This window comes from Nostoc sp. NMS8, assembly GCF_017115045.1.
Lineage (GTDB): Bacteria > Cyanobacteriota > Cyanobacteriia > Cyanobacteriales > Nostocaceae > Nostoc.
On record NZ_JABXKK010000092.1, the window covers coordinates 1 to 23,989 of the forward strand.

At 41.7% G+C, this 23,989-nt stretch carries 20 protein-coding genes and 2 pseudogenes; 8 read left to right on the forward strand and 14 right to left on the reverse strand.

Annotated elements, in window-relative coordinates; genetic code table 11:
• Nucleotides 1–450: 450 nt before the first annotated feature.
• Nucleotides 451–906, forward strand: a complete 456-nt coding sequence (locus HWQ39_RS19905; protein ID WP_292848812.1) for a DUF2141 domain-containing protein — start codon at nucleotides 451–453, stop codon at nucleotides 904–906.
• Between the two features lie 206 nt (nucleotides 907–1,112).
• Here the strand turns inward: HWQ39_RS19905 and HWQ39_RS19910 are convergent, their stop codons facing one another.
• The 3 genes from HWQ39_RS19910 to HWQ39_RS19920 form a co-directional block, all read right to left on the reverse strand.
• Nucleotides 1,113–2,270: a peptidoglycan-binding protein gene (locus tag HWQ39_RS19910; protein WP_292848814.1), complete on the reverse strand. Its 1,158-nt coding sequence runs from the start codon at nucleotides 2,268–2,270 to the stop codon at nucleotides 1,113–1,115.
• 209 nt (nucleotides 2,271–2,479) lie between these two features.
• Nucleotides 2,480–3,547: an EamA family transporter gene (locus HWQ39_RS19915; protein WP_292848816.1), complete on the reverse strand. Its 1,068-nt coding sequence runs from the start codon at nucleotides 3,545–3,547 to the stop codon at nucleotides 2,480–2,482.
• 1,403 nt (nucleotides 3,548–4,950) lie between these two features.
• A complete protein-coding gene (locus HWQ39_RS19920; protein WP_292848818.1) occupies nucleotides 4,951–6,603 on the reverse strand; it encodes a Ppx/GppA phosphatase family protein in 1,653 nt (550 codons plus the stop codon).
• Nucleotides 6,604–7,046: 443 nt separating this feature from the next.
• Here HWQ39_RS19920 and HWQ39_RS19925 point away from each other — a divergent pair, with 443 nt between their 5' ends.
• The 4 genes from HWQ39_RS19925 (at nucleotide 7,047) to HWQ39_RS19940 (ending at nucleotide 12,217) form a co-directional block, all read left to right on the forward strand.
• A complete protein-coding gene (locus tag HWQ39_RS19925) occupies nucleotides 7,047–7,931 on the forward strand; it encodes a 4-hydroxybenzoate solanesyltransferase (RefSeq protein WP_292848820.1) in 885 nt (294 codons plus the stop codon).
• Between the two features lie 607 nt (nucleotides 7,932–8,538).
• A complete protein-coding gene (locus HWQ39_RS19930; protein WP_292848822.1) occupies nucleotides 8,539–9,753 on the forward strand; it encodes a sigma-70 family RNA polymerase sigma factor in 1,215 nt (404 codons plus the stop codon).
• Nucleotides 9,750–10,901, forward strand: coding sequence for a DUF1822 family protein (locus tag HWQ39_RS19935; protein ID WP_292848824.1), 1,152 nt, complete (start codon nucleotides 9,750–9,752; stop codon nucleotides 10,899–10,901). Before HWQ39_RS19930 ends, HWQ39_RS19935 begins: the two co-directional genes overlap by 4 nt.
• Nucleotides 10,902–11,392: 491 nt before the next feature.
• Nucleotides 11,393–12,217, forward strand: coding sequence for an alpha/beta hydrolase (locus tag HWQ39_RS19940; RefSeq protein ID WP_292848826.1), 825 nt, complete (start codon nucleotides 11,393–11,395; stop codon nucleotides 12,215–12,217).
• 392 nt (nucleotides 12,218–12,609) lie between these two features.
• On the opposite strand, the gene HWQ39_RS19945 is transcribed toward HWQ39_RS19940, so the two are convergent.
• Both HWQ39_RS19945 and dprA read right to left on the reverse strand, forming a co-directional pair.
• The gene (locus HWQ39_RS19945; protein WP_292848828.1) at nucleotides 12,610–13,353 is read right to left on the reverse strand and encodes a PPC domain-containing protein; all 744 of its coding nucleotides are present in this window, start codon (nucleotides 13,351–13,353) and stop codon (nucleotides 12,610–12,612) included.
• Between the two features lie 528 nt (nucleotides 13,354–13,881).
• On the reverse strand, nucleotides 13,882–15,000 hold the full coding sequence (gene dprA, locus HWQ39_RS19950; RefSeq protein ID WP_292848830.1) for a DNA-processing protein DprA: 1,119 nt from the start codon (nucleotides 14,998–15,000) through the stop codon (nucleotides 13,882–13,884).
• A gap of 257 nt (nucleotides 15,001–15,257) precedes the next feature.
• Between dprA and HWQ39_RS19955 the strand changes: the two genes are divergently transcribed.
• Nucleotides 15,258–16,325: an alpha/beta hydrolase gene (locus tag HWQ39_RS19955; RefSeq protein WP_292848832.1), complete on the forward strand. Its 1,068-nt coding sequence runs from the start codon at nucleotides 15,258–15,260 to the stop codon at nucleotides 16,323–16,325.
• A gap of 67 nt (nucleotides 16,326–16,392) precedes the next feature.
• Here the strand turns inward: HWQ39_RS19955 and HWQ39_RS19960 are convergent, their stop codons facing one another.
• Together HWQ39_RS19960 and HWQ39_RS19965 are read right to left on the reverse strand one after the other, a co-directional pair.
• Complete coding sequence (locus HWQ39_RS19960) at nucleotides 16,393–17,082, reverse strand: ElyC/SanA/YdcF family protein (protein WP_292848834.1); 690 nt, start codon at nucleotides 17,080–17,082, stop codon at nucleotides 16,393–16,395.
• Nucleotides 17,082–17,738, reverse strand: a complete 657-nt coding sequence (locus tag HWQ39_RS19965; protein ID WP_292848836.1) for a DUF2301 domain-containing membrane protein — start codon at nucleotides 17,736–17,738, stop codon at nucleotides 17,082–17,084. The genes HWQ39_RS19960 and HWQ39_RS19965 overlap by 1 nt, the downstream gene beginning before the upstream one ends.
• Before the next feature lie 136 nt (nucleotides 17,739–17,874).
• On the opposite strand from HWQ39_RS19965, the gene HWQ39_RS19970 reads away from it, so the two are divergent.
• Nucleotides 17,875–18,540 (forward strand): GUN4 domain-containing protein, encoded by a 666-nt coding sequence (locus HWQ39_RS19970; protein WP_292848838.1) that lies wholly within the window; start codon nucleotides 17,875–17,877, stop codon nucleotides 18,538–18,540.
• Here the strand turns inward: HWQ39_RS19970 and HWQ39_RS19975 are convergent.
• On the reverse strand, nucleotides 18,537–19,340 hold the full coding sequence (locus tag HWQ39_RS19975; RefSeq protein WP_292848840.1) for an SAM-dependent chlorinase/fluorinase: 804 nt from the start codon (nucleotides 19,338–19,340) through the stop codon (nucleotides 18,537–18,539). The genes HWQ39_RS19970 and HWQ39_RS19975 overlap by 4 nt on opposite strands.
• Before the next feature lie 112 nt (nucleotides 19,341–19,452).
• On the opposite strand from HWQ39_RS19975, the gene HWQ39_RS19980 reads away from it, so the two are divergent.
• Nucleotides 19,453–19,608: a hypothetical protein gene (locus HWQ39_RS19980; RefSeq protein ID WP_179064081.1), complete on the forward strand. Its 156-nt coding sequence runs from the start codon at nucleotides 19,453–19,455 to the stop codon at nucleotides 19,606–19,608.
• 144 nt (nucleotides 19,609–19,752) lie between these two features.
• Here the strand turns inward: HWQ39_RS19980 and HWQ39_RS19985 are convergent.
• The 6 genes and pseudogenes from HWQ39_RS19985 to HWQ39_RS20010 all read right to left on the reverse strand — a co-directional run.
• Nucleotides 19,753–19,905, reverse strand: a pseudogene (locus HWQ39_RS19985) (Uma2 family endonuclease); the annotation flags it as partial.
• A 210-nt stretch (nucleotides 19,906–20,115) separates the two neighbouring features.
• Nucleotides 20,116–21,903 carry an aspartate--tRNA ligase gene (gene aspS, locus HWQ39_RS19990; protein ID WP_292848842.1) on the reverse strand — a complete coding sequence of 596 codons (1,788 nt, stop codon included), beginning with the start codon at nucleotides 21,901–21,903 and terminating at the stop codon, nucleotides 20,116–20,118.
• Between the two features lie 112 nt (nucleotides 21,904–22,015).
• Complete coding sequence (locus HWQ39_RS19995; RefSeq protein ID WP_292848844.1) at nucleotides 22,016–22,225, reverse strand: type II toxin-antitoxin system HicB family antitoxin; 210 nt, start codon at nucleotides 22,223–22,225, stop codon at nucleotides 22,016–22,018.
• 418 nt (nucleotides 22,226–22,643) lie between these two features.
• On the reverse strand, nucleotides 22,644–22,922 hold the full coding sequence (locus HWQ39_RS20000; RefSeq protein WP_292848846.1) for a hypothetical protein: 279 nt from the start codon (nucleotides 22,920–22,922) through the stop codon (nucleotides 22,644–22,646).
• A gap of 54 nt (nucleotides 22,923–22,976) precedes the next feature.
• Nucleotides 22,977–23,214: pseudogene (locus HWQ39_RS20005) on the reverse strand (protease HtpX); the annotation flags it as partial.
• 306 nt (nucleotides 23,215–23,520) lie between these two features.
• Nucleotides 23,521–23,973 carry a Chromate resistance protein ChrB gene (locus tag HWQ39_RS20010; protein ID WP_366932286.1) on the reverse strand — a complete coding sequence of 151 codons (453 nt, stop codon included), beginning with the start codon at nucleotides 23,971–23,973 and terminating at the stop codon, nucleotides 23,521–23,523.
• Nucleotides 23,974–23,989 lie beyond the last annotated feature (16 nt).

Below are 23,989 nucleotides of genomic sequence, written 5' to 3' on the forward strand. Positions count from 1 at the left end.
TGAATATAATGAAGTGGATTTTTCATTATGGTAGACCAACGGTAGACGCTCAAATCTCCGTTCTACCATTTTTTGTCCCCAAATTTATATTTCGGACAGGTCTATTATATTGACTGCTCTCTTGAGCTTATTTCCTCCTACTTTTCGTTTGAATTCAAGCTTTTCTTAATTATCCTGCGATGCCTACGGCGGTAAACTACGTAAATAGATCATGCTGTGCCCTTACGAAAGATGTGGTTTTTAAACTTAATATATATTTGGTATTTATTGTCAATGCGTAATTTCTCATAGGTAGAGGCGTACAGTTGTACCTCCTACTTAGACAAATATAGAGACGAAATGTAACAGGAATATTGCGAGTATTGGTCGAATAATGCCAATATGAATCTGCGCGATCTTAAAGTGAAAACTTAAATTTCACCAAAACTTATTTGATTCTGTGAAAATTTTATGATTAAAGGATTGAGAGTTAGTCTGCTAGTATTAGCAGTTCTGGGAAATCTGGCATGGTCATTTAGTGCCAAGGCAAATTTCAACGGCAAACTTACTGTGGAAATAGATGGCTTGAAGAATAAAGAAGGACAAGTCTGTGCGAGTATATTTGCAAGCAGTAAAGGATTTCCTAGCGATCGCGATCGCGTTTTACAAAAGCAGTGTACCAAAATTACTGATAATCCCTTACCAATTACCTTTGACAACTTGAAAGCAGGTAATTACGCCGTTGCAGTCTTCCACGATCAAAATAATGACCGCATTCTTAATCGCAATATTTTGGGTATACCAAGTGAAGGCTTTGGATTTTCTAGCAACCCAGAAATTCGCACCAGAGCGCCCAAATTTAGTGAAGCAGCATTTTTAGTCGCAGGCCCGGATACCAATATCCAAATCCAGTTAAAATATTTTTAGGCTGACAGCAGACTTAAACTTACTCCACTGTCAATTTTAAATTTTAGGTGGCAACAAAGGTGCGTTTTCAGCATAGCTTAAATTTTCGATTGAAGAAAAAATCTAAAATCGAATCACCGAAAATGACTCATGATACAGAGCAACTAAATTTATTTATGGGGATGAATAATGCAAGAATTTTGAATTCAAAGCAAAGCGACGTGACTCTATTCTAGTGAATTGTGGTCTGAATCTTCCGGTAGACTTTGTTGTTCTGGCAAGCCACGCATTCGATTCATCTGAGTTAAAGCATATCGTGCTGTTGCTTGCACATCTGGGTCTGGGTCTTCCAGCGCATGGCGCAACATCTGAGTCATTTGACCCATCATGTCATAAACGCGTGTCAGGTCACGGATCGCATTTTGCCGCACCTGTGGACTTTCGTCTTGGATTGAAATTGCTAAAGCACGGTTCATCGGTTTGAGTGTGCGAGTACCAATTTCTGCCAAAGCTGCCAAAATTAAACTGCTTTCTTGAGAATCAGCATCAATCATCAGGTCAACTAGATGTTGAATTGCCCGCGAATCTCCCTCCTGACCCAAATCCCAAATAGCCTTGCGCCGTTTCGTGGGGTCAGAACTGCGTAAGTCTTGAATCAATTCGTCAACGATATTGAGTTTAGCAAGACGGGAAGTTTTTTCTGGTAGCAGCAATTGTGGGGGAGGTGGTGGCGTAGTTGTTTGTGAGTTAGTTATAGTCTCTGGTGAGGATGGTATCATGGGTTTTTTGTTAGCTTCAGTTAAACTTTTAGTATTAGATATTTCGGGCTTTTGAACTCTGCTTAGATTGCCATGTTTGACCTGACGAAACCATCTCAGCAGGTAAAAAAGTCCGCCTATACATCCCATAACTCCGATGGCAAATATTAACCACCAGACAAAGCCTCTCTCGATTGGCTTGGGTTTTGCAGTTGGTTTAGAAGTTGCAATAGGAGAGGCAACTATTGGAGAAGTGATAATCTGATTTTTGCTAGCCAAAGCAGCTTGCAATTTTTTACTAGTCTCCAGACCCGTAAGACCATCTACTTTTAAACCCTTTGCTTTCTGGAATTTAGTTACAGCGATTTCCGTACTGGTACTGTACTGTCCATCTACTACACCACTGTAGTATCCCAACTGCTTTAATTGGGTTTGTAGTCTCTGCACATCTGATTTTCGACTACCATATCTCAAAACAGCCGGACTAGCAGTAACTATCGAACTCGCTTGTGCAAGTTCTAAAATTTTAGGTGCTAGGTTAGGTGTCGCTATACTTGAGCGACTTGGGTAAAAACCCACACAAGAAAAACAGGTAAATATCAGAATTGAGGAACGGCATAGCCTCATATTGCAAGTTTTAGCCTAAACGTGCTTTTGAAGTCTTCGATCCCACAATACCTTCTTGATGACCAAATGTTAACTGTCATTTTTTATTGAGCATTGGGCATTGGGTGTTCTCCCTGATCTCCTTCATCTTCCTACTTGATTACGAATTACGAATTACGTTAGCGCAGCGGTAGCGACATAGGAGCGTCATTACGAATTATTTTAACGAGTTAGGGTAAAGTTTCTGGTTCAGATTCTCTGACTACTAAACTTATGGGGTTCAATTTTTTAGCAGATTTTTCTAAAGCTGGTTGCTTTATATTAGCTATTTCGCTGACGGTAATTGTGTCGTTTTGTCCTGCTAAAGCATCACGTTGGTTAATTAGATAGATGCTGATTAAAGTTAGAAATACTCCTATCCACTGTAACGGACTAAGGACTTCTGATAGAAAAAGATTGCCAAATAGTAGCGCAAAGACAGGTGTGAGGAAGGTGAGGGAACTAAGACTAGTGAGACTGCCACTAGAGGCAAAGTAGAAAAATAAACCGTAGGCGATCGCACTGCCAAATACGGTAGCATAACTCAAAGCTGCTAAATCAGATCCTCCCAGATTCTCCCACTGCTGTGATTCGACAACTGATGAAACTCCCCATAGTGGCAATCCACCCAGAATCATGTGCCATCCTGTAGCGCTTACTGGGTCAGCATATCGGCACACAAACCGAATTAAAACTGTTCCCACTGCCATTGATAGTGCTGCTAACAGCATTAACCACTCACCACTAGCAAACAAATCTTGCCAGTTGCCTATTGTAATATTTGCGCCTGAGTCGAGAAAATTTAAAATCCACTCATCAGGTAAACCAATTAAACTAATACCTGTGACTCCCAAGCCTAGCCCCAGCCATCCCCAAAAACCAATGTGTTCTTGGAATAACCACAACGACATCAACGCAACAGCTAAGGGTTGTGAATCAATCATTACAGACCCTAACCCTGCACTGGTTTTAACTAATCCCTCTGCCAAAAAGCCTTGAAATAGTGTCCCATCAACTAGGGCAAATAAGGCAATCCACAACCATGCAGCCCAACCTTTCGGCTGGGGTTTACCCATGAATGCTGCTGCAATCAAAATTAACACCCCTGCGGGTATCAAACGCACTCCCGCCATAAATAGCGGTGTGGTATGGGGTATCACTCCTTTCATGGCTACCATTGCCGTTCCCCATAGAAAAAAGGGGGCGATTAACAGTAGTGGGGCGAAGGGAAGTCGAGATGCACTGAGTTTCAGTTGCATGGGTTTGCTGATGCCTTTGTTTAACAAGCGCAAAAATTGCTTTACCCAATCTTACCGAATTATGTAGTTTTGCGTAGCTTGCCGCCGTAGGCATCGCAGGCATCTTGGAGAAAAGGAAAGAATACTCAGGTTTCGTAACGAATTCTCTGCGCTTACCTCTGCATCCCTATTTCTTTGCAGACTAAGAAAAAATTGAGGTGTAAGGGACTTCCCACAAATAAATTACCCTACAAGAAGTAGTTGAGTATTTTTTATTTGGAAGTCCTTAACCCACGGAGGTAGGTAAAGCCTTTTGTAACTGCGTCTACAAAAGGCCGTTTTAACGGTCAGTTGATACCGATAACAAATGCCGTGGCACTACCAACGTATTTCTATCATTAGTAAACTAAAACTGTATGAGCATTCTCCATTGCATAAAACCGAACAATTGAGCCTGCTTTATTGAAATTTTATATAAGGATATCTAAGTTTTCCCGGCTTAGATATCCAATAGCAACATAACCTATATAAAATAGATTGTTAACTTTATTATAATTGCTATTTTTTGTTTTTGAATGCGTCTTAAGCAAATTATAAATTCATCCTTAAGCAGGATGTCAAAATTAGATAAATATTATAATAAAAAGTCTTGTTTAAGGTGGTATTGTTTACTCACTATACCACCTTGAATTGTTCCTAGATAAATTTAATCTGATTTTTACCTCAAGCTTTTATATTCAGCCTAATTTTTCAAGCTAATGAATTATCACGAAAATAGAATACAAGTTATAGGACTCCTACAAGACTCACTACGTATCTATCCTTTTTTTCTGTTCCCTGTTCACGCAAGTAAATTCAAGAATAAAACTGGATTCCTGTATAGGTGCGTCACACTCTGTTAACGCACACTACTGGCGTGGCAAGCAAAAAAATTGTGCATTAGATTTAGGTTGGGTGGAGCAGAGCGTAACCCCACATATATCAAGATGTTGATTTTTCACGTTATGTGAAAAAGTCCACCAAAAACCTAACCCCCTTGCCGACGTGGGAAGGGGGAAAGTTCAAAGTCTCTCTCCTTTTAGGCTACGGTGTACACACATCTTTCTAGAAAACCAAAATCGTTCTAGATCCCCCTAAATCCCCCTTCTTAAGGGGGACTTTGAGAGTTTTTTGCCCCCCTAAAAAAGGGGGGTTGGGGGGATCAAAAGCCTGTAATGCAGCTCTAGAAGACTTGTGTGTACACCGTAGCCTTTTAGGAGAGAGATTTAGAGAGAGGTTTTCCAGATGACCTGAATTGTCAGATCAAGATGTTGGCTTTGGCAAAGCCTCCAATGCCACTCGCTATAACGCGCGGAAACCGCGCAACGCAGTGGCTCCCCATACAAATTTCTTGCAACAATTTAGTCTTGCCATGCCACTACTTTCTAAGACAAGTTTGCAAAGTTAGACTTTTCTAAAGTCGCTACTAATTTCACTCCAAATTCTTCCTCAAACACTCCTTTTTTATAATCTAAACTCCAGAGTTCTAAAGCACAATCATCATCAGATTTAGATGGAAAAATTAGCAAATTGACCTGCTGAAGTTGTTGATAATACTCACATTGCACTTGAGCGATCGCACCAATTTGTCGTCTATCTAACGCCACTGCCAATCTTAAAATTGCACTCAATTGACTGACCATTTGTCGCTGGTGTTTAGTCAGCAAAGTCTGGTAACTTTCATGTTTTTTCTTGGGCGGCGATTTGCGATGATAACGCGCTAAATTGGCAATGATTTCAATCTCGGTTTCTGTATAACCGAGTAATTCTCCATTGCGAATTAGATAGTAAGAGTGCTTATGGTGAGAGGAATGGCTGATATAGTGACCGCAATTGTGTAATATTGCTGCTGACCACAGCAATTGTCGCTCGTCAGATCCCCAGTGGTGTAGAGTACCTTGAGTTTGATCGAATAAACTCTCGGCAAATTTCGCCACGCGATCGCTGTATTCTAAATTGATGTGGTACTTATTAGCGAGTTTGAGAATATTTCGTTCCCGAACTGAACTTTGATAGCGCAGCTTGTCTTCAATTAAACCGTGGGTTAGCATCCAATCTACGATAACGCCCTCTCTCAGAGAACGCTCACAAACTGTTACCGATTCCGCACCCAAAAGGGTCATTGCTTCCTGTAATATGACTGCACCCGCGAGTATAACTTCAGCCCGCTTCTCTGGCATCCCAGGTATATCAGCCCTTTCAGAATTACTCAGTTTCCGCAAGCGATTTACTAACTCTTGCAAGTCTTTAAGACTAAACTGGTAGCCATTGAGAGTAGAAGGAATAACACCAGACTTTTCTCGTGCATGAATTATTGCCAGGGTTTCAATTGTGCCCGCAGTACCCACCAAACGCGGAGATTCCCCAAATTCTAGGTTTGCTAACAATTCTTCTACAGAACGTTCTAACATTCCGCGTGCATAAGCTTGGAGATACTGAAACTCGGTGTTACTGATGGGGTCAGTGGTAATTAACTCGCCAGTGAGTCGCACTGCACCAACTTTGGTACTGGTGAGAGTCCGCGGTTGTTGACTATCCCCCAAAATCAATTCTGTGGAACCACCGCCAATGTCAATAATGGTATGGGGCTGGTTGTGAAATTCCATGCCCGATAGTACGCCAAGATAGATTCGTCGCGCTTCTTCTTGACCAGATATCAAGTTAACGCTTAAACTTAACTCCGTTTCTATTTGGTGCAAAAAATCTTTCCCATTGGGGGCTTCTCGCACAGCACTAGTTGCCACCGCGATGATAGTTTCAGCGTTGATAGTTTTGGCAACTTCTTGGAAACGTCCACAAGCCGCGATCGCCTTTTTAATTATCTCCGGTTTGAGTTCCCCAGTAGTGAGATCGCGATCGCCAAGTCTGACAGTTTCTTTTTCTCTGGCAATAATGCTAAAAGCTGGTAGTGTGGGGTCAATCTTGACTACTACCATGTGTAGAGAATTCGTTCCCAAGTCAATGGCAGCAATAATCCGATGTTGGTTAGGTGGTTGAGTTGGAACACTCTCCCAACTAGCCGAAACTAAATTCAGCATCTAGTTTTCTCTCTTTATTAAGAAACGATGGCAAACGATGGTATGTCGGGGTAGCTGGCACTGATATTTATTACAACGCACTTGTTCAAGCTGATTACTGAGTAAATACAAAAAAATACTTAGTAATCGAAACTCAATTTGCTCAAGAAAAACTGAGCTAAGTATATTCACCCTACTGCTTCTAACCTAGTGACTATTTAAAGGTATTTAAAGTTGCCACTTTCGGTTATGTATTTACAAATAACAAATAACGTTATTCTATAGATGTAAAGATGTGTGAATTAAGGAATAGGGCATTGGGCATTGGGCATTGGGCATTGGACATGATGAGTAAAACTTGAAGGTTCAGCCCCAGAAGCTCAACTTCCACCTTCAGAAGCTCAACTTCCAAGTTCTAATACCAATGCCCAATGCCTAATGCCCCATGCCCAATACCCAATCTTATGTTAACGACGCCAGAACGCCCACAGTCACCAACTTGGCTTACAATTATCCGGCTTTTGCGCTGGCATAAACCAGAAGGACGGTTAATTTTAATGATTCCTGCCCTTTGGGCTGTGTTTTTGGCAGCTTCGGGGAAACCACCCTTACCTCTGGTTGGTGTAATTATATTGGGTACTTTGGCCACGAGTGCGGCCGGGTGTGTTGTCAATGATTTATGGGATCGGGATATTGATCCACAAGTGGAGAGAACACGCGATCGCCCCCTCGCTTCTCGTGCTTTATCTGTGAAAGTTGGGATTGTAGTTGCGATCGTATCGCTAGTATGTGCAGCAGTCCTGGCCTTTTATCTTAACCCCCTGAGTTTCTGGTTATGTGTGGCAGCAGTGCCTATAATTCTGCTTTATCCAGGCGCAAAGCGAGTATTTCCTGTACCACAACTGGTACTTTCCATCGCTTGGGGCTTTGGGGTATTGATTAGCTGGAGTGCAGTCACACAAACCATCTCTCAACCAACTTGGTTACTTTGGGGCGCAACTGTTCTGTGGACATTAGGATTTGATACTGTTTACGCAATGAGCGACAAGGAAGACGATCGCCGCATTGGTGTTAATTCTAGCGCCCTATTTTTTGGGAATTATGCCCCTCTCGCCATTGGAATTTTCTTTGCTGGCACAATCTTATTGTTGGCTTGGTTAGGCCTAGTTATACATCTGCACTTAGCCTTCTGGATTAGCCTTGCTGTTGCTACTATTGCTTGGATTTGGCAGTCTCTACGATTAAGACAGCAAGACTTACCTAATCCTGTTTATGGTCAAATGTTTCGGCAAAATGTGTGGATTGGTTTTATTTTACTTGCTGGGATGATTGCTGGATCTGTTTATTAACTTATCCCTCAGCTTCAACCCTACGGTTTATACACATCTTGGTAGTAAAGCCCAAACCCTGGATTTACACCCCTTAATCCCCCCTTGCCAAGCTACGGTGTATACACAAATCTTTTAACCTGCACCTTTGTTGCATCGACCTGTACCTTTATTACATCGACCTGTACCTTTGTTGTATTGACCTGTACCTTTGTTGCATTGACCTGTACCTTTGTTGCATTGACCTGCACCTTTGTTGCATTGACCTGCACCTTTGTTGCATTGACCTGCAAAAATTAATCTGCCCTATGTTAAGCAGTAACTTTAAAATATTTGTGTATACACGGCAGCCTTGGCAAGGGGGGAAATTCCTATTCTCCCCGTTGCCAAGGGGGAGTTAGAGGGGGTGAAAAGGATTTGTGTGTACACCGTAGGGCTTCAACCAGGGGGAAATCGAAGTCATTAGTTTAGCACCAATGACTAATGACTAAATCGGCGGGCGGCTATCCCGAACACTCCTCTTGTTGGCATGGGATTCCCACCGATTTTTGATCAGTTTGCTCAATTTCAGGAAAATGTCACTAAAGGAAAGTAGTTTAAATTTATTCGCTATAAAAATTCAAGTCTCATGCGTTTAAGGCAAAATATTATCGAAGTTTTTTCCACCTTTGTGATGTTTAAAGGTGATAGCTTTGACCGTTGGGTTACTGATTCTAAGCTGCGACGGAGTATGCAGAATTCTCTAGAACAGTCTTCTGGGCAAGAGTCAGAAATATTTTGGGCTATTTACTGGCATCGGATTTGGCAAGTCCAAGCAAGTCCAATTGCGGTTGCTCACATTGCAGCCTATTTGCAGGAAGTCTGCTACTGGGTTGCGAGAAAAATGAAAATGAATGTGCCAGGACAACATTCTGTAGGTGACTTTTTCCAAACAGCGATCGCTCGTGTTGATAAAGTTATAAAAGGCTTTAACCCACAATTGGGTTCAAATTTGAAAATCTATGCAGAATACACCTTTAGCAATCTGATTAAAGACTTATTACGCAAGCGTCAAGAAGTTGATATCTGCACTGACTGGGGATTGCTGCACAAACTGAGTCAAAAGCGTTTGGTAGAATCTCTCAAACAGGCAGGTTATCCATCCCAAATTATTGAACGCTATGTTTTAGCTTGGAGTTGTTTCTTGCAATTTTATGCGCCCCACGAGGCTGCAAATGCTCACAAACTTGTTAAACCGGATAATTTGACGTTACAGGCGATCGCCCAGATTTACAACACTGAACGCCTCAGTCGGCTAACTTCTCCCAGTCCAGCCTGCACTCCAGAAAATCTGGAAACTTGGTTAGTTACTTGTGCGAAAGCTGTGCGTTCTTTTCAATATCCCACCTCAGTTTCCCTAGATATCCCTGCACCTGGACAAGAAACAGGCGAATTACTTGACCGCCTGACGAACAATTTTCAAGACTCGGTGTTGAATGAAATCATTACCCAAGAAGAAGTAGAAAACATCGCCTTGCGGAGTACGGAAATCAATCAGGTTTTGAGCGATGCGCTGGCAAAATTAGATACCCAAGCCCAAGTAATTCTGCAAACATACTACAAGCAAGAATTAACCCAGCAGCAGATTGCTCAACAGCTAGGTGTCAAACAATATACAGTTTCTCGCCAACTAACTAAAATCAAAAAAACTTTACTGATGGAGTTAGCCCAGTGGAGTCAAAAAGCACTGCATATTCCCGTGAAATCTGACGTAATCGATAGTATGAGCAATTCCCTAGAAGAATGGTTGATTGCTCACTATCGCCCTCTCGTTCTGTCATCGCCAGTGGAGTCTTTAAAATGACTTTTGATGTCACCTCAATTCCCGAACAGCTAACCTTGGAAATTTCTTTATCATCGCAAACGCGAGAATTACCAGCTTTTTCCACATCAGTGGCACGCTGGCGAGGTCGTGTTAACCAAATGTGCTTAGATGCATTTTTACCCTGGTTGACAGAAGAAGAAATTCCAAATGCCATTTGGACTCAAACAGCAGCGTTACCGAGTTTTTGGGAATTTGTAAATGGAACTGCGATCGCTTCTGAAGAGATACGATTAGTATTAATTCCCACAACGGCAATTGACACAGCAGAATTGCGCGTACCTCAAGAATGGGTAGATATTCCCGATTGGGTTGCTGATTATTATATTGCAGTCCAAGTTAATCCGAATGCTGGCTGGGCAACAATTTGGGGATATACGACCCATCGTCAATTAAAAACCAAAGGGGTTTATGATGCCAGCGATCGCGCCTACTCTTTAGATGAAAATGATTTAATTAAAGATATCAATGCTTTGTGGATTAGCCGTCAACTTTGCCCAGAAGAAGTTTTACGTCACTCAATTGCACCTTTACCCACATTACCTTTAGCACAAGCTGACAACTTACTCAAACGATTGGGCAATTCTGAAATAGTCTTTCCGCGTTTAGCAATTCCCTTTGAACTTTGGGGAGCATTATTAGCACATGGCGGCTGGCGACAACGCTTGTACGAGCAACGCCAAGGGTTATCTGAACAGTGGTCAATTCAAGAATGGTTGCAAGCAGGAGTATCGAATTTAGCACAGCAGCTTGGTTGGGAAATTACCAGATTGCAATTAGCTCCTCGTGGTGTGCGAAGCCGAGAAACTAATGAATCAAGTGTTTATTTGTCTCGACAGTTGACAATTGCTAGTCAAGCTTACGAATTGCGCGTATTTCTCAGAGGTAATTTAGAAAACAATGTATGGCGAGTTGAATTACGCAATAAAAATCCAGATGCCATGATTCCAGCCGGATTTAAGCTGAGACTATTAACCGAAGATTTGCAACATTTCGTTAATAATGAGGATACGGCAACAGAAGCGATGCCTCAGCTTTATATTGATGTCGAGTTGGAACCAGGAGAGGGTTTGGTATGGGAAGTTGAACCAACACCAAATGAATACGATAGAGAAATTTTACGGTTTTAGGGACTTCCAGTTAAAAAAATATCCCATCCCTGCGGTACGCTCCGCAAACTTAGGGGTACAAGACCTTCATTGGTGTCAACTTAAGTGAAAACTAGCCTAGTACAAACTTTTAGATATTATCTCGTTCCCAGTCTCCCACTGGGAACGCCGTCCTAGAGGCTCCGCCTCCCTTGCAGCAGCATTTCTCGACTCTGGCTAAAAACGAGATTTTAAAGCAATACAGTTCAGATAAGACCAAAGCACTTGTAGAGACGGCGATTTATCGCGTCTCGAAAACCCAAAATTTTTGCAAAGTTTACGGATTTTAGCAGTATTTTATTTGCACTGATATTCAAAAATTTTCCGCAAAAGATTCTAATTGAGGATGTTATGTGGAAAAATTTTATATAATAACCAGCTAATTTTAGGTAGTTATCGCGCGGTTGGTATTTTACAATTGCTTATCAACAAACCCGTCACCACCGCTTAAACAACTTACTGGAGAAAAATACATGACCACAATCAAAGTCAAAGACGGGACAGAGATTTATTACAAGGACTGGGGCAGTGGCCAGCCCATCGTTTTTTCACACGGCTGGCCTCTATCAGCCGACGACTGGGACACCCAGATGATATTCTTCTTGAGTCACGGCTATCGTGTCATCGCTCACGATCGGCGAGGTCACGGACGCTCGAGCCAAGTCGGTGATGGACACGATATGGATCACTACGCCGATGATCTTGCCGCACTCACCGCGCATCTTAATTTAGAGAATGCCATCCATGTCGGTCACTCAACCGGCGGCGGTGAAGTCACACGTTACATAGCACGCCACGGCGAGAGTCGTGTCGCCAAGGCTGTCCTCATCAGCGCAGTGCCGCCACTGATGGTAAAGACCCCCACAAATCCCGGCGGTCTGCCCAAAGAAGTATTTGACGACTTCCAAGCGCAGGTGGCCACCAACCGAGCGCAATTTTATTGGGACGTGCCTGCTGGGCCATTTTACGGTTACAATCGTCCGGGCGCGAAGGCATCCCAAGGGGTAATTGAGAATTGGTGGCGCCAAGGTATGATGGGCGCAGCTAAGGCTCACTATGATGGCATCGTGGCTTTCTCCCAGACCGACTTCACGGAGGATCTGAAGAAAATCTCAGTGCCGACCCTGGTGATGCATGGCGATGATGACCAGATTGTACCCTATGCCAACTCCGGCCCGTTGAGCGCCAAGTTGGTCAAGGGCGCGATATTGAAAACTTACAAGGGTTTCCCGCACGGTATGCCGACGACGAACGCAGACCAGATCAATGCCGATCTCCTAGAATTCATTCAGTCGTAGACGCGAACTGTGCGTCTTGCTCAGGTAAGGCTTGCTGCTGCCACCCCAAAGTGTCGAGCGAGGGACAGGAGCAACGCGAAAAAGTGAGATACATGGTGAACAGAGCTTTTTTAGGCAGGAGAGGCAGGGGGAGCAGGGGAAGTGAAGATAAAATTTTAGTATTTTTTACGACCGTTATAGTCCTAAATACACTTATTTCTTTTTCTCCCCCTGCCTCCCCTGCTTACTTATTTATAAAACTTTACTCATATTTGTAGAAATATTTAATCCGTGCAGTTATAAAATTTAGGAATGCAAGCGGCAAAGTTCAGGTATAGTTCTCTACCGCTTGCAATATTTGCATACTCTTGAAAGCATTGCCTTACAATGCTTTCAAGTAACACTTACCGATGTTAAGCAAAGGGGGTGGTGAAGTGGTCAAAAGTCAAACTGTAGCCAGTATTGCCACTAAATTGCTGTACTTGCAAGAAGTAGTCACCAGATTGGTTAATGTTAGAAATTACATCCGACGCAGTACCACCCCTAGTAGAGCGTGCAATTTCCTCACCTGCATCAACAATGCGATTGTTGTTAAAGTCCTGAATCAGTCGGATATCAGCATCAGCTAGGAGTCTATTCAGTGTAATATTGACACCTTCAAATAATCCTAGAGAGAACTGGTAAGTATCTGTGGTGTCGAAGTCACCTACAGAACCAGAGCGAGTAACATCGGCTGACAAATTACCAAGTTCAAATTCTTTAGGTAGAAGATTGCTGAAACCAGATGTCGAATTGGGTGTAGTTGCAGATACAGCAAAATCGTAACTTACAGTGCCAGAACTACCAGGAGCAAAGCGACGAACTTGGGCAAAATAAGTCCCCGCATTTTCTCGCTCATTGATAGACTCATCTTTGTTGCTAGACCGAGTGGAAAAATTAACCAGTTGGTCGTTGGAATCAAAGATGCCGTTACCGTTATCTCGGAAAAGAAACAACTCAGCATCATCACCAGTGCTGATATCTGTTACAGCCAAATTGATGTTTTTAGTACCATCAATCCGAAACTGAAAGACATCAGTGGGATCGGATGTATTTAAAGTGAAGTTGTTTCTCACAACAGGGTTAGTGCCTACTGTACCAAGATTAAAAGTAGCCATTTTTTTTCCTTTAGTTAGAGTGTTGATAGTAATGTGGTCAAGTTAAAATCGACAGATGTAATTTTTTGTCCGGGTTCCAGCATCAAATCACCTGCAATTTAATTCCAAAATTTGAGAACGTAACAAGTAAAGTGAAGATTGTTTAGTATGAGTATTTGGGAACTCATATTATCCTCAGCAATTCCTTGCCACAATTATCCATACGTGGGATATTGAGGTCTATGCAAACTTCAACAAAAAAATTGGTGAAGTCGTCAACAAGAGGACAAGGGGCAGGGGGCAGGGGGCGGAGGGAGAACCCCATACATAAATGTAGGGGCTTGAACTAAGACGCATTATTTCTCTCTACGAGATGCAATCATGCGATCACGCTGCACGTCTCGAAATAAATATTTTTACTTTTGGGCATAAATAAATTTAGGGGCTTGAAACTCGGATTCTGGGGAAATGAGCGAATCTTTCTCTCCTGCCTCTTTGATCAACAGCAACAAAGAAAGAAAGATACTGAAGAACCATTTCTTTTAACTCTTAACTTTTTTGATACCGCATCCCTGGTAGTTGTGAAACGAAACCCATAAGTTCCAACTGTAATAAAGCACCGGAAACTGAGCCGACAGCCATACCGGTTTGTTGGACAATAAAATCAAAGGGTAAAGGATCGCTTGCGATCGCATCCATTATCGTTTGCAATTCTGGTGATAAAGTTGGCAAACTTAACTGTTGTGGTGCTATTGAAGCCTCAATTCCATCAAGTTGTGGTATTGCTCCTAGCATTGTTAACAGTTCGTCTAATTCCTTAAGAATGAAAGTTGCTCCCTGGCTCAATAACTTTAAACACCCTTGGGATGGATAATCATCCAATCTTCCAGGTAAGGCATAGACATCTCTACCAAATTCATTGGCGTAGGTAGCAGTAATTAGGGCACCAGATTTTAATGGCGCTTCCATTACCAGAATGGCGCGGCTTAAGCCTGCAATAATTCGGTTGCGACGGGGAAAGTGAGTGCGATCGGGTGGGGTTTTTGTGGGGTACTCACTTACGACTAAACCAGCCGTCAAAATTTGCTTATACAAATCCCGATTTTTATGTGGATAGATAACATCTACACCAGTTCCCAAAACTGCGATCGTCCTTCCACCTGCTTTCATGGCGGCGATGTGGCTTTCTGTGTCAATTCCCTCTGCCATCCCAGAGACAACTGTAAAACCATTTTTCGCCAAAGCTGTACTAATTTGCCGAGTCCAACGGATACCATATTCTGAGGGCTGGCGGGTTCCGACAATTCCAACCATTGGTTTTTGTCCCAGATTTTCTTGGAGTTCGACTTCACCGCGATAGTATAAAATTGGCGGCGGACTGGGAGTTTCTAGCAGTAAGCGGGGATAATCTGCATCTGCTGGTGTCCAGAAATGGGAATTTTCCTGCTGGTGCTGAATGAATAGTTGTTCTGGGTGCAAACGCGATCGCTGTTGTACTACTTTTTCTAGTGTTTGAAAACCCAAACCTTCCACTTCTCCTAACTGTGCTTTGGTAGCGTTCCAAGCGGTTGCCAGTGTACCAAAATGCTGTTGCACTCGTCGCAGTAACACCGGCCCAATCCCTGAAATTTGCGCCCAAGCTAACCAATATGCAGCTTCTTCTACCACCGTTCCATCCTCACACCTACTGGATTGAGTATTCCCAAATTGGGGTTGGCTGTTGATGGCGAAGTAGAGTTAAGGCAAGAGACGCGATGAATCACCGTCAAGACAAAGAACTTCTGTTTCTTCTTTCCCAATTCCCCTTGACTTTTGACTCTTGACTCTCGACTATTAACTATTGACTATCTATCTTCTGATCTTCTGTGATGAAATATTTTTATCGTCTTTTAATAAGCCTATCTGGGTGCTTAATATTTTTACTGGTGCATAGTGTACCTAGTTTGGCAGCCGAAAAGATTGTTATCAGGTACGGATTATTTGAGCAATCGGTTCCGGTGGCAGATATACGCAACTATGACGAGACACAAAAGGCTTCTAGCGATTTGCAATCTTTCCTAAATTACCTCAGCCCTAAGGAGAAACAGAAGTTTCAAGATGCTCTAAAAGTGAAAATGTCTCTTGATATTGCGGCTTTAGATAAGCTGATAAACACAGGAATGGGCAAGCAAATTTTATCTTTTGCTTCCCAAGCGATCGCTCGTCGCGATCAAGCGAGTATACAAGCGCTACGATCTGCCATTATTGTAGGAGCAAAATCACCAGAAGGTCTAGGAATAACTAGCTTTCTAGAAGCTTATCCCAGTAGTCAATTAGTTGTTGATGTGTCAAAAATTCAAAAGCTAGTCGGCATGGCAAATTTATCTTCTGGTTCTGCTGACGCACCGCCAAAAGACGATGTAAGTTCTTCACCTTTAGGGAAAATTGCCCTGCAATATCAAGCACTCGCTGCCCAAGATAAACAGTTCTCAGGTTGTTTATTTGGCGATTCTGTTTCGGCTGAACTTGGCAATACTCTGGGGAATGGTACTTTTAATTTTGGGTTAAATGGTTTGAGTACAATCTCATTAGTGGAACAACTGAAAAGTCTAATTCCTACCAAGGTTAAATGTGAAAAAGCGATTATTGCTATAGGTGGAAATGATGCTTGGTATGGGATTAGTGATGAGTTGTTTACCAAAAATATGCAAGAGGCGATCGCACTTATCCGCACAATGGGGACTAAAGAGATTTTTCTGATTCCAGCTTTTTATTCAACAGTTGCAGCCAGCTTAGATCCAACTGTATCAGCGCCGCTTCCGAAAGTTAAACAAATTAATGTTTTGATTAATCAAGTTGCTGAAACAGAAAAAGTGCCAGTTGCAGCAGCAGGACTAGCACCATTATATGACAATAATGTTCTTAAAGAAAATTTAACCAGTGATGGCGATCATCTAAATGCAGAAGGCCTGAAAATTTATCGGGAAGCATTATTGCAAATCCTGGGTAAGTAAGACAATTTTGGATTTTGGATTTTGGATTGAATAAAAAATCTAAAATCTAAAATCTAAAATATCATTGTTAGGTTTTCCAACTCAAAAACCGTGCATAAAGATAAGCAATACCTTCATCAAGAATTGTCCGCACACCTTCGCTAGAACGCCACCAATTTGCTGAATTGTAATCTTGCGTTTTGGCAGCGATCACACCAACTTTAATATGAGGGGTAAGTATTTTTCTAAAAAGAAACCAACTTCTACGAGCATGAACATCTAAGGAAAAAAGATTAATTGATTCTATCTGTAAATTTGAATTGGATAGCCAGCGATGAAATTCGGCAGCAGAGGCATAACTCCGATCTTTAACTACGAAAGGTGTCGGAACAGCTACGACTTTTTCTGCTTCTAAACCGAGTTTTATGAAAGTGGCGGCTGACACTTCTGCAAAGTTCTTGTATCCAATAAGATAACTACCTTTTCCTAATGTGCCTCCGGTAGTAATTATTTGCCGATAAGAACCCGTTTGAAATTCAGTCAAAGCTTTTTCTATAGCGTAATCTGGTAGCCATCCTTCAACAACTAATACTTCTGCTGATTCGATTGGGGAAGTTACGGCGAGAAATGAGTGTACATGAGTAAAAACAAAAAATATTAAATAAGCAATCAAAGCGATGGCAATTGCCCACCCCTGAGCCGTAAGTGTCCACATTTCTTGACGCTTGATTATTTTAATGTTGGGAAATTTTTGACACCGACGATTTCTTGTCTGCATTAAACCTTAGCTGAACGTTGTTCTTTTAAATAGGTAAACACAGACTTATCTCCAATATCAGCAGGAATTGCTTGCACTGTTTTTCGCAGGGCAAACACCAAAAATAACGTTGCCCAAATTCCTAATAAAACACTTTCACCCTGAGTTGGTAAAATTCCTGCTAAATGTCCTAACAACAATATCGGTACTATTGGGGTTAATACTTTGGTTTCTAGGCGATTGAAGCAAAAAGCCTCTTTAAAATAAATACCTGTCAAAGCAACGAAGATAAAACCAACTCCAAATAAGGTAATCGGTTGATTGTAAACAGTAACAGCTAAAGGTTCACTACTAGTGATGGCCAAAATCACTGATGCTATAGTACCGATCGCCCAAAAAATTTGCAACGTTCGGTGTAGTGATGCCATGTAAATATGAATGGTAAATAAACTTACACCAAGAGCGAGACTAAAACAAGCATATAGAGGTGTGAGTGCAGTTATAACAGTCTGGTTATTGTTGAGTAAAACCAAAGCGCTGCCGATAGCAAAGCTCAGTGCTGCTACCATCAACCCAGCCCGGTAGATAATTACGCCAGTGCGATCGCTTTGAGTAATTGTAAATTCCCCAAACTGGCCTTGATAAACTTCTGTTGCGGAGAGTGTTTGTGTAGTCATAGTTTGCTAATGAAGATTGTTTTGTATATGTATTAATCTTGACAATTCTCAAAAAAAGCTAAAATAGGCATCTATTATCTGGTAATGGTTAGACCAAATTTTACCTGTGATTCAAAGTAATCAGAAGCATCCAAAAATGGCAAAGAATAATCAGACTGTTCTGGCACTAACTTTACTCATCACAGCAAGTCTTATAGGTATATTTGCTGTTTTAGCCTGGATTGGATATTCGTTAACACGGTCTAAGTCTGAGAGCAAAAGTCCAGGAAACACTAATTTAGTCAACACAACTACTAATTCTAGCTCATTGAAGCAAATAGAAATTACCACAGCCCGCAATGTCGATTACAGCCAGTTGCAGAAATATTTACAAAGCAAAGATTGGCAAGGATCTGACAGAGAAACTTACCTGAGAATGCTAGATGTTGCAGGGACTAAGGCACAAGCTGAGGGTGCTATTGGGAAAGATGAAATGAATGCACTTTCGTGTGTTGATTTGAAAACCATTGACAGGCTTTGGAGTACAGCTAGTGATGGTAAGTTGGGCTTTAGCGCTCAAGAAAAAATTTTGAGGGAAGAAAAAAACGACTATCGCAAGATGTATGACGCGGTGGGATGGCAAACCTTAACAGGCGACTGGCTGATTCAGTGGAACTATAATCAGCAAACTAAAAGATACGAATATAAACCTGGTAAGGAACCAAACTTTAAAACCTTCCCCCCAGGACATCTACCAACTGTGGAAAGAGGATATAACTTTGGTGTTTCTCTGGATGGGGCACTCACAAGATGCGGTATTTAAGTCAGCACCACTTGAAGCGTTTCTTGGCAATCTAACTGCAACTGTGAGTGAGCATTACCGCTATTAATGGCAATTTCTATCCAGCCGTGACTGCCAACTAAAGCTATTATTTCTCCCAGCTTGACATCACTGTAAGTTTCACAACCTAGTATAGTCAACCCAGCTGCTTCTACATACCAAGTTCTGCCTTGTACGTAACTCCCTGGAATATTACTCACTAGGTTGCCAAAGTGGTCAATATATTGAATACAACCTACTACACCAGTTGTTGTTTGCTTGCAGTTGCCTATATCTAGTTTTACCAAACTTGCTGGATCAATTTCTTGTCCTAGCTGTTTGAAGGGGACACCACTAGCAAGATTTGCTCCCACTGGGGCAAAGATATCCCTACCGTGAAAAGTCTTGCTTGGTTGAGGAGTTCGCCAATAGTTAAGATTTGTAAGTTCAACGGCGGCGATCGCAGGACTTTGACTGAGTACCCCGCTAAATATACCATTATCTGGGCCGACCAGAAACCCTTGAGCAAATTCTACTGCGATCGCTCGTCGCTTGCTTCCCACACCCGGATCTACTACTGCCAGATGCACTGTCCCAACTGGGAAATAGGCATAAGCATTCATCAAGCTAAACCTAGCTGCGGCGATATTTTGCGGCGGAATTTGGTGGGTTAAGTCTACTATCGTCACCCTGGGGTTGATTTGGGCTATGACTCCCTTCATTATGCCTACATAAACATCGCGATCGCCGAAATCACTGAGCAAAGTTATAAGTGGTTGTTGATCTATCTGCTTCTTAAACATAATTTAAGATAAAATATCCCTAAAGTTATAAATTTCTGTAGCAACAGCTACAAAATATATGTTATGTTAAGGATGTAAGACATAAAGAAAAAAATTAAAGAGGGTAATCACTATGAGTCAAAATAGACTACAAAGTTTGAGCAAATCACGAGAAGCTCACAGAGCGAATATTCAAAGAAGTCTAGAGCATCGCTTGGAAGTAGCCAGAGCAAAAGGCGACGAACAACTGATTCGTCAACTAGAAGCTGAGATGAGGTATTCCAGCTAAATCAAGTTTTCATTGTTCATAGTTTTGTTGTGTAACCCGCTACGGCGGGTTATTTCTTTCTAGGGGGTTTCCTGGCAATTTTGCTCTGACAGCGTTTTTTAATAATTAATTGAATTACCCCACGGCATTACTTGCACCATTCCAAGAACTGTAAAGGGTTTCTGTTAATAATCTTTGTTGTTTTTCTGATGGTAGATTATCCAAGGGTTCATCATCTTCTGTCACCAGAAGACTAACATCTGGTAACAAATCTTCTGGTAATAAGTCGGCATCTGTTAAGGTGATAGACTCACTCATAAGGAATTCTGGGGGTAGCAGCTTAATTCTATTGTGGCAGCAGCAATTTCCTTCATCCTATCAATAGATTTTCTACACCTACTGTTGTCGCCGTAGTTGCTACCTGGATAATCCTACTATATTGCAATATTATTCATTATTATCTTTGCGTTCTAAATTAAAGTAATTGGTGGGCAATGCCCACCCTGCTTAGAAAAATTCTCTAGTTCACTAAGACTTTGGTTTATAAGTCGAAGCAACGTGCAATTCTTTCAACTGTTTAGCATCTACACTCGAAGGTGCATCTGTTAACAAACAACGCGCTTGTTGTGTCTTCGGGAAAGCAATGACATCTCGAATAGATTCTTCTCCAGCTAGCAACATTACCAAACGATCTAAACCGTAGGCGATGCCACCATGCGGCGGTGTACCATATTCAAATGCTTCTAAGAGAAAGCCAAATTTACTTTGTGCTTCTTCAGAAGATAATCCAATTGCTTCAAAGACTTGCTGTTGAATTTCTCGCTGATAAATCCGCAGACTTCCGCCGCCAACTTCTACGCCATTGAGTACCAAGTCGTAAGCTTGGGCGCGTGCAGTTTTTAAATCGCTCAAATCATCGGGATGTGGTGCTGTAAATGGGTGGTGTAGTGCTTCTAGACGCTTTTCGTCAGCATTCCACTCGAACATCGGGAAATCTGTAATCCAGAGTAAGTTGATTTTTTCTGGATCGATTAAGTTAAATTCTTTAGCGATCGCTTGGCGTAATCTATCTAAAGTTTTATTAACTGTAGCAGCATCACCAGCCCCAAACAACAGCAGATGTCCAGCCTTTGCACCTGTGCGGCGTAAAATTTCTTGTTTTTGTGCTTCACTGAGGTTGTCTTTAATCGCGCCAATGGTGTCAATTTCGCCATCATCCCTGACGCGGATATAAGCTAAACCTTTAGCACCGGCTTCGCTAGCTTCTTTAAATAAATCGCCACCTGGTTTAATGCGGACGTTGGAAATTACATCGTTACCGTTGGGAATGGGCAGAATTTTGACAATACCACCATTAGTAACAGTGTCCCGAAAGACTTTGAAACCTGAGTCTTTCACAATATCTGAGACATCAACTAATTCCAAACCATAGCGGGTATCTGGTTTATCACTACCGTAGCGTTCCATCCCCTCAGCGTAAGTCAGACGAGGGAAAGGGCGCTGTAACTCAATGCCTTTAACGGTTTTGAAGATATGAGAAACTAACTTCTCGTTCAGTTCGATAATTTCTTCTTGGGACATGAAACTCATTTCCATGTCCAACTGAGTGAATTCTGGTTGTCTGTCGGCGCGTAAGTCTTCATCACGAAAGCAACGGGCAATCTGATAATATCTATCTAAGCCAGATACCATCAGCAATTGTTTAAATAGCTGGGGTGATTGCGGCAAAGCATACCACTCACCAGGATTGACGCGACTGGGTAGAACATAATCCCGCGCCCCTTCTGGGGTAGAACGGGTAAGTATTGGGGTTTCGACTTCAATAAAACCTTCCAAATCTTCCAGATAACGACGCATGGCTTTGACAATTTGATGACGCAGTTGCAAATTTTGCGCCATGCGATCGCGTCGCAAATCCAAATAACGATATTTCAGCCGCAAGTCTTCTCGCACTGTCTCGGTGTCAGCTACAGAAACTTGGAAAGGTAGCTGTTTGCGGACAGCATTGAGGAGTTTAATTTTATCGGCGTAGATTTCTACCTCGCCTGTTGGGATGCGGGTATTCAACGATTCTTCGGGACGTTGCGTTACCCTACCAGTGATTTCGACAACATATTCATTTCGTAGAGCGTTCGCATGTTCATAAGAATCTGGGGTGCGTTGCGGATCGCTGACGATTTGGACGATTCCAGAGCGATCGCGTAAATCTAAAAATATCACACCACCGTGATCGCGGCGACGGTCTACCCATCCGTAAAAGGTAACTGTTTCTCCAATATGTTCTTTTCGGAGTTCGCCGCAATAATGAGTTCGCATAAGTGTTAATTATTGTTTCCTGGGCTAGATTGGGAAGAAAATGTCAAAGCCTTCCCATTATCTAGCATCAATAGTAATTGTAGTAGTTCTGGTGAAAGAAAAAATCTCATACTTAAACAGAAACCTTCTGCACACCGATAAACTCTAATGCTTCGGCGTTTTCTTGTTCAACCTCTAAACAAAGTTCAATAGCTTCTTTAATCCGCTCTATCAGTTCGTCTAGAGATTTGGCTTGGCTATGACATCCAACAAGACTAGGCACGGAGGCAACAAAATAACCTTCAGAGTCGCGTTCTATAATGACGTTAAATTCTCTGGTCATCTTGAGGTTGTTGTTTGGTGAGGTAATCTAATTTTAGAGTAGTTGAGTAGGTGCGATCGCAAAAGAAAGATTTAGAACATTAAGGTTTGACTGTTGTGATAACTGATATGGATAAGCAACAGTAAAGTGATTTGTTAGAGGGAACAGTATTTCGTTGTGTCTCCCTTACTTGCGATCGCAGGATTTTACGATCCTCCTTTTAAAATTGCCGCTCAGTCATCAATTGTAATGCTGGTAACTAACACTACAACATTTCTTCTTAATGTTGTAGTGTTAAGGAGAAACATTGTAATGTTGATGACCAACGTTGTATTTTTGATAAGCACAGTTTAATTATACTGTCGCTAACATAAATATTACTAATATCTACTTAAATATTCAAAGATAAAAGCGCATCATCACGCTTCTATATCACGTATTACATCCAAAATTTTATATCTTGCCGAAATCCGAAATATTGCAGAGTACAGTTTGCCGTTGATTTCAACTTTTCTGGGTTTAGGGTAATGCGCCTGTGATTTAAATCGCGGGATAATAGAACAAGGCGGTTAGAAACTGCGTCTACACAGCCAAAACCCACCTTTCCTGCGGAACGCCAAGGGCGAACGTGGGTTCTAATACTCAATTTTTCCTTAGTCCGCGTAGGTGGACTTTGTTTGTATAGCCGCAAATTGTATGAAACTATTGGCGAATTCATGTAAACCGCAATTTCTGGGGTGAGAAGCTACGACATCTCCAGCTTTTGAGGATAGCGATCGCTCAATTTCTGCACCATCCGATAAAGTCCTGGTGTTTCCCTTTCACTTACAAGTTGTGCTTGGTATACTGCTAAGGCAATTTTATCTGATTGATACCAATAAAACAGGTTTGTGACTGCTGCCAATCCCGATAATCAAACCACTAGAACCGCCAATTACCCAGTAACTAATTGCAATCAAAAGACCACTTAGCGCAGCTAGCATTACAGCCGTTTTCAATTGATTTGTCATATTTTTGCTATCCTACTAATGCTGTATAAATATTTGAGAAAATTTGACAAAACAGCATTACTTCAGCTACATTTTGATTTTATCTAGCTCAATTTAGATATATGGTAGAGAAAACCTATCAGATAAGTACGGTTTTCTCATTTAATTTTTAAGAATACTAATTTAGTTGTTTTTGATACGTATATATTAATGATATGATTCCCATAGTATAAATATGAAAAACACATCTATTTATAAAAATAAATTTTTGATATTGGCGGAAATTATAAGTCCAATGCCTACGCCATTAGTTGAAGATCCAGTTACTTATAGAGATTTTGAGTCTATCCCTTCTGCTTGATATACCTGTTCAGTAAATAGCTGAAAATCTAATTCGCAAGCCTTTAAAGCTTCAGTGGCTTGTGAAGATTTTGGGGCATCAAACAAATCGCGATCGCGGATTTTTGGCAACCAAGAACGCAGTTTAGTTAGTTCCGCCTCGTTCTCTTCCAGTTCTGCAAAAGTGAGGTTACTTATTTTCCGTTCCTCGCTCAATTCGCTATGGAAATCCCGACATTGCCCTAAAAACTCTTGATATTCTTGGTCTGCTTGCTGTTGAAAACGCTCTATCAACATAGTATTTTGCTTAGATTCGTCAATCAAAATAGTTAACAAATCTGCTTCACCACCACCTGCTATGATGTCTGCTTTCAATTCTTCCAAATGGCTCTGCAAGTCTTTTCGCTGTGGTAGCAAGCACACCGACTGCTGTAGATACAGCGCTTCCGCCTGTTAT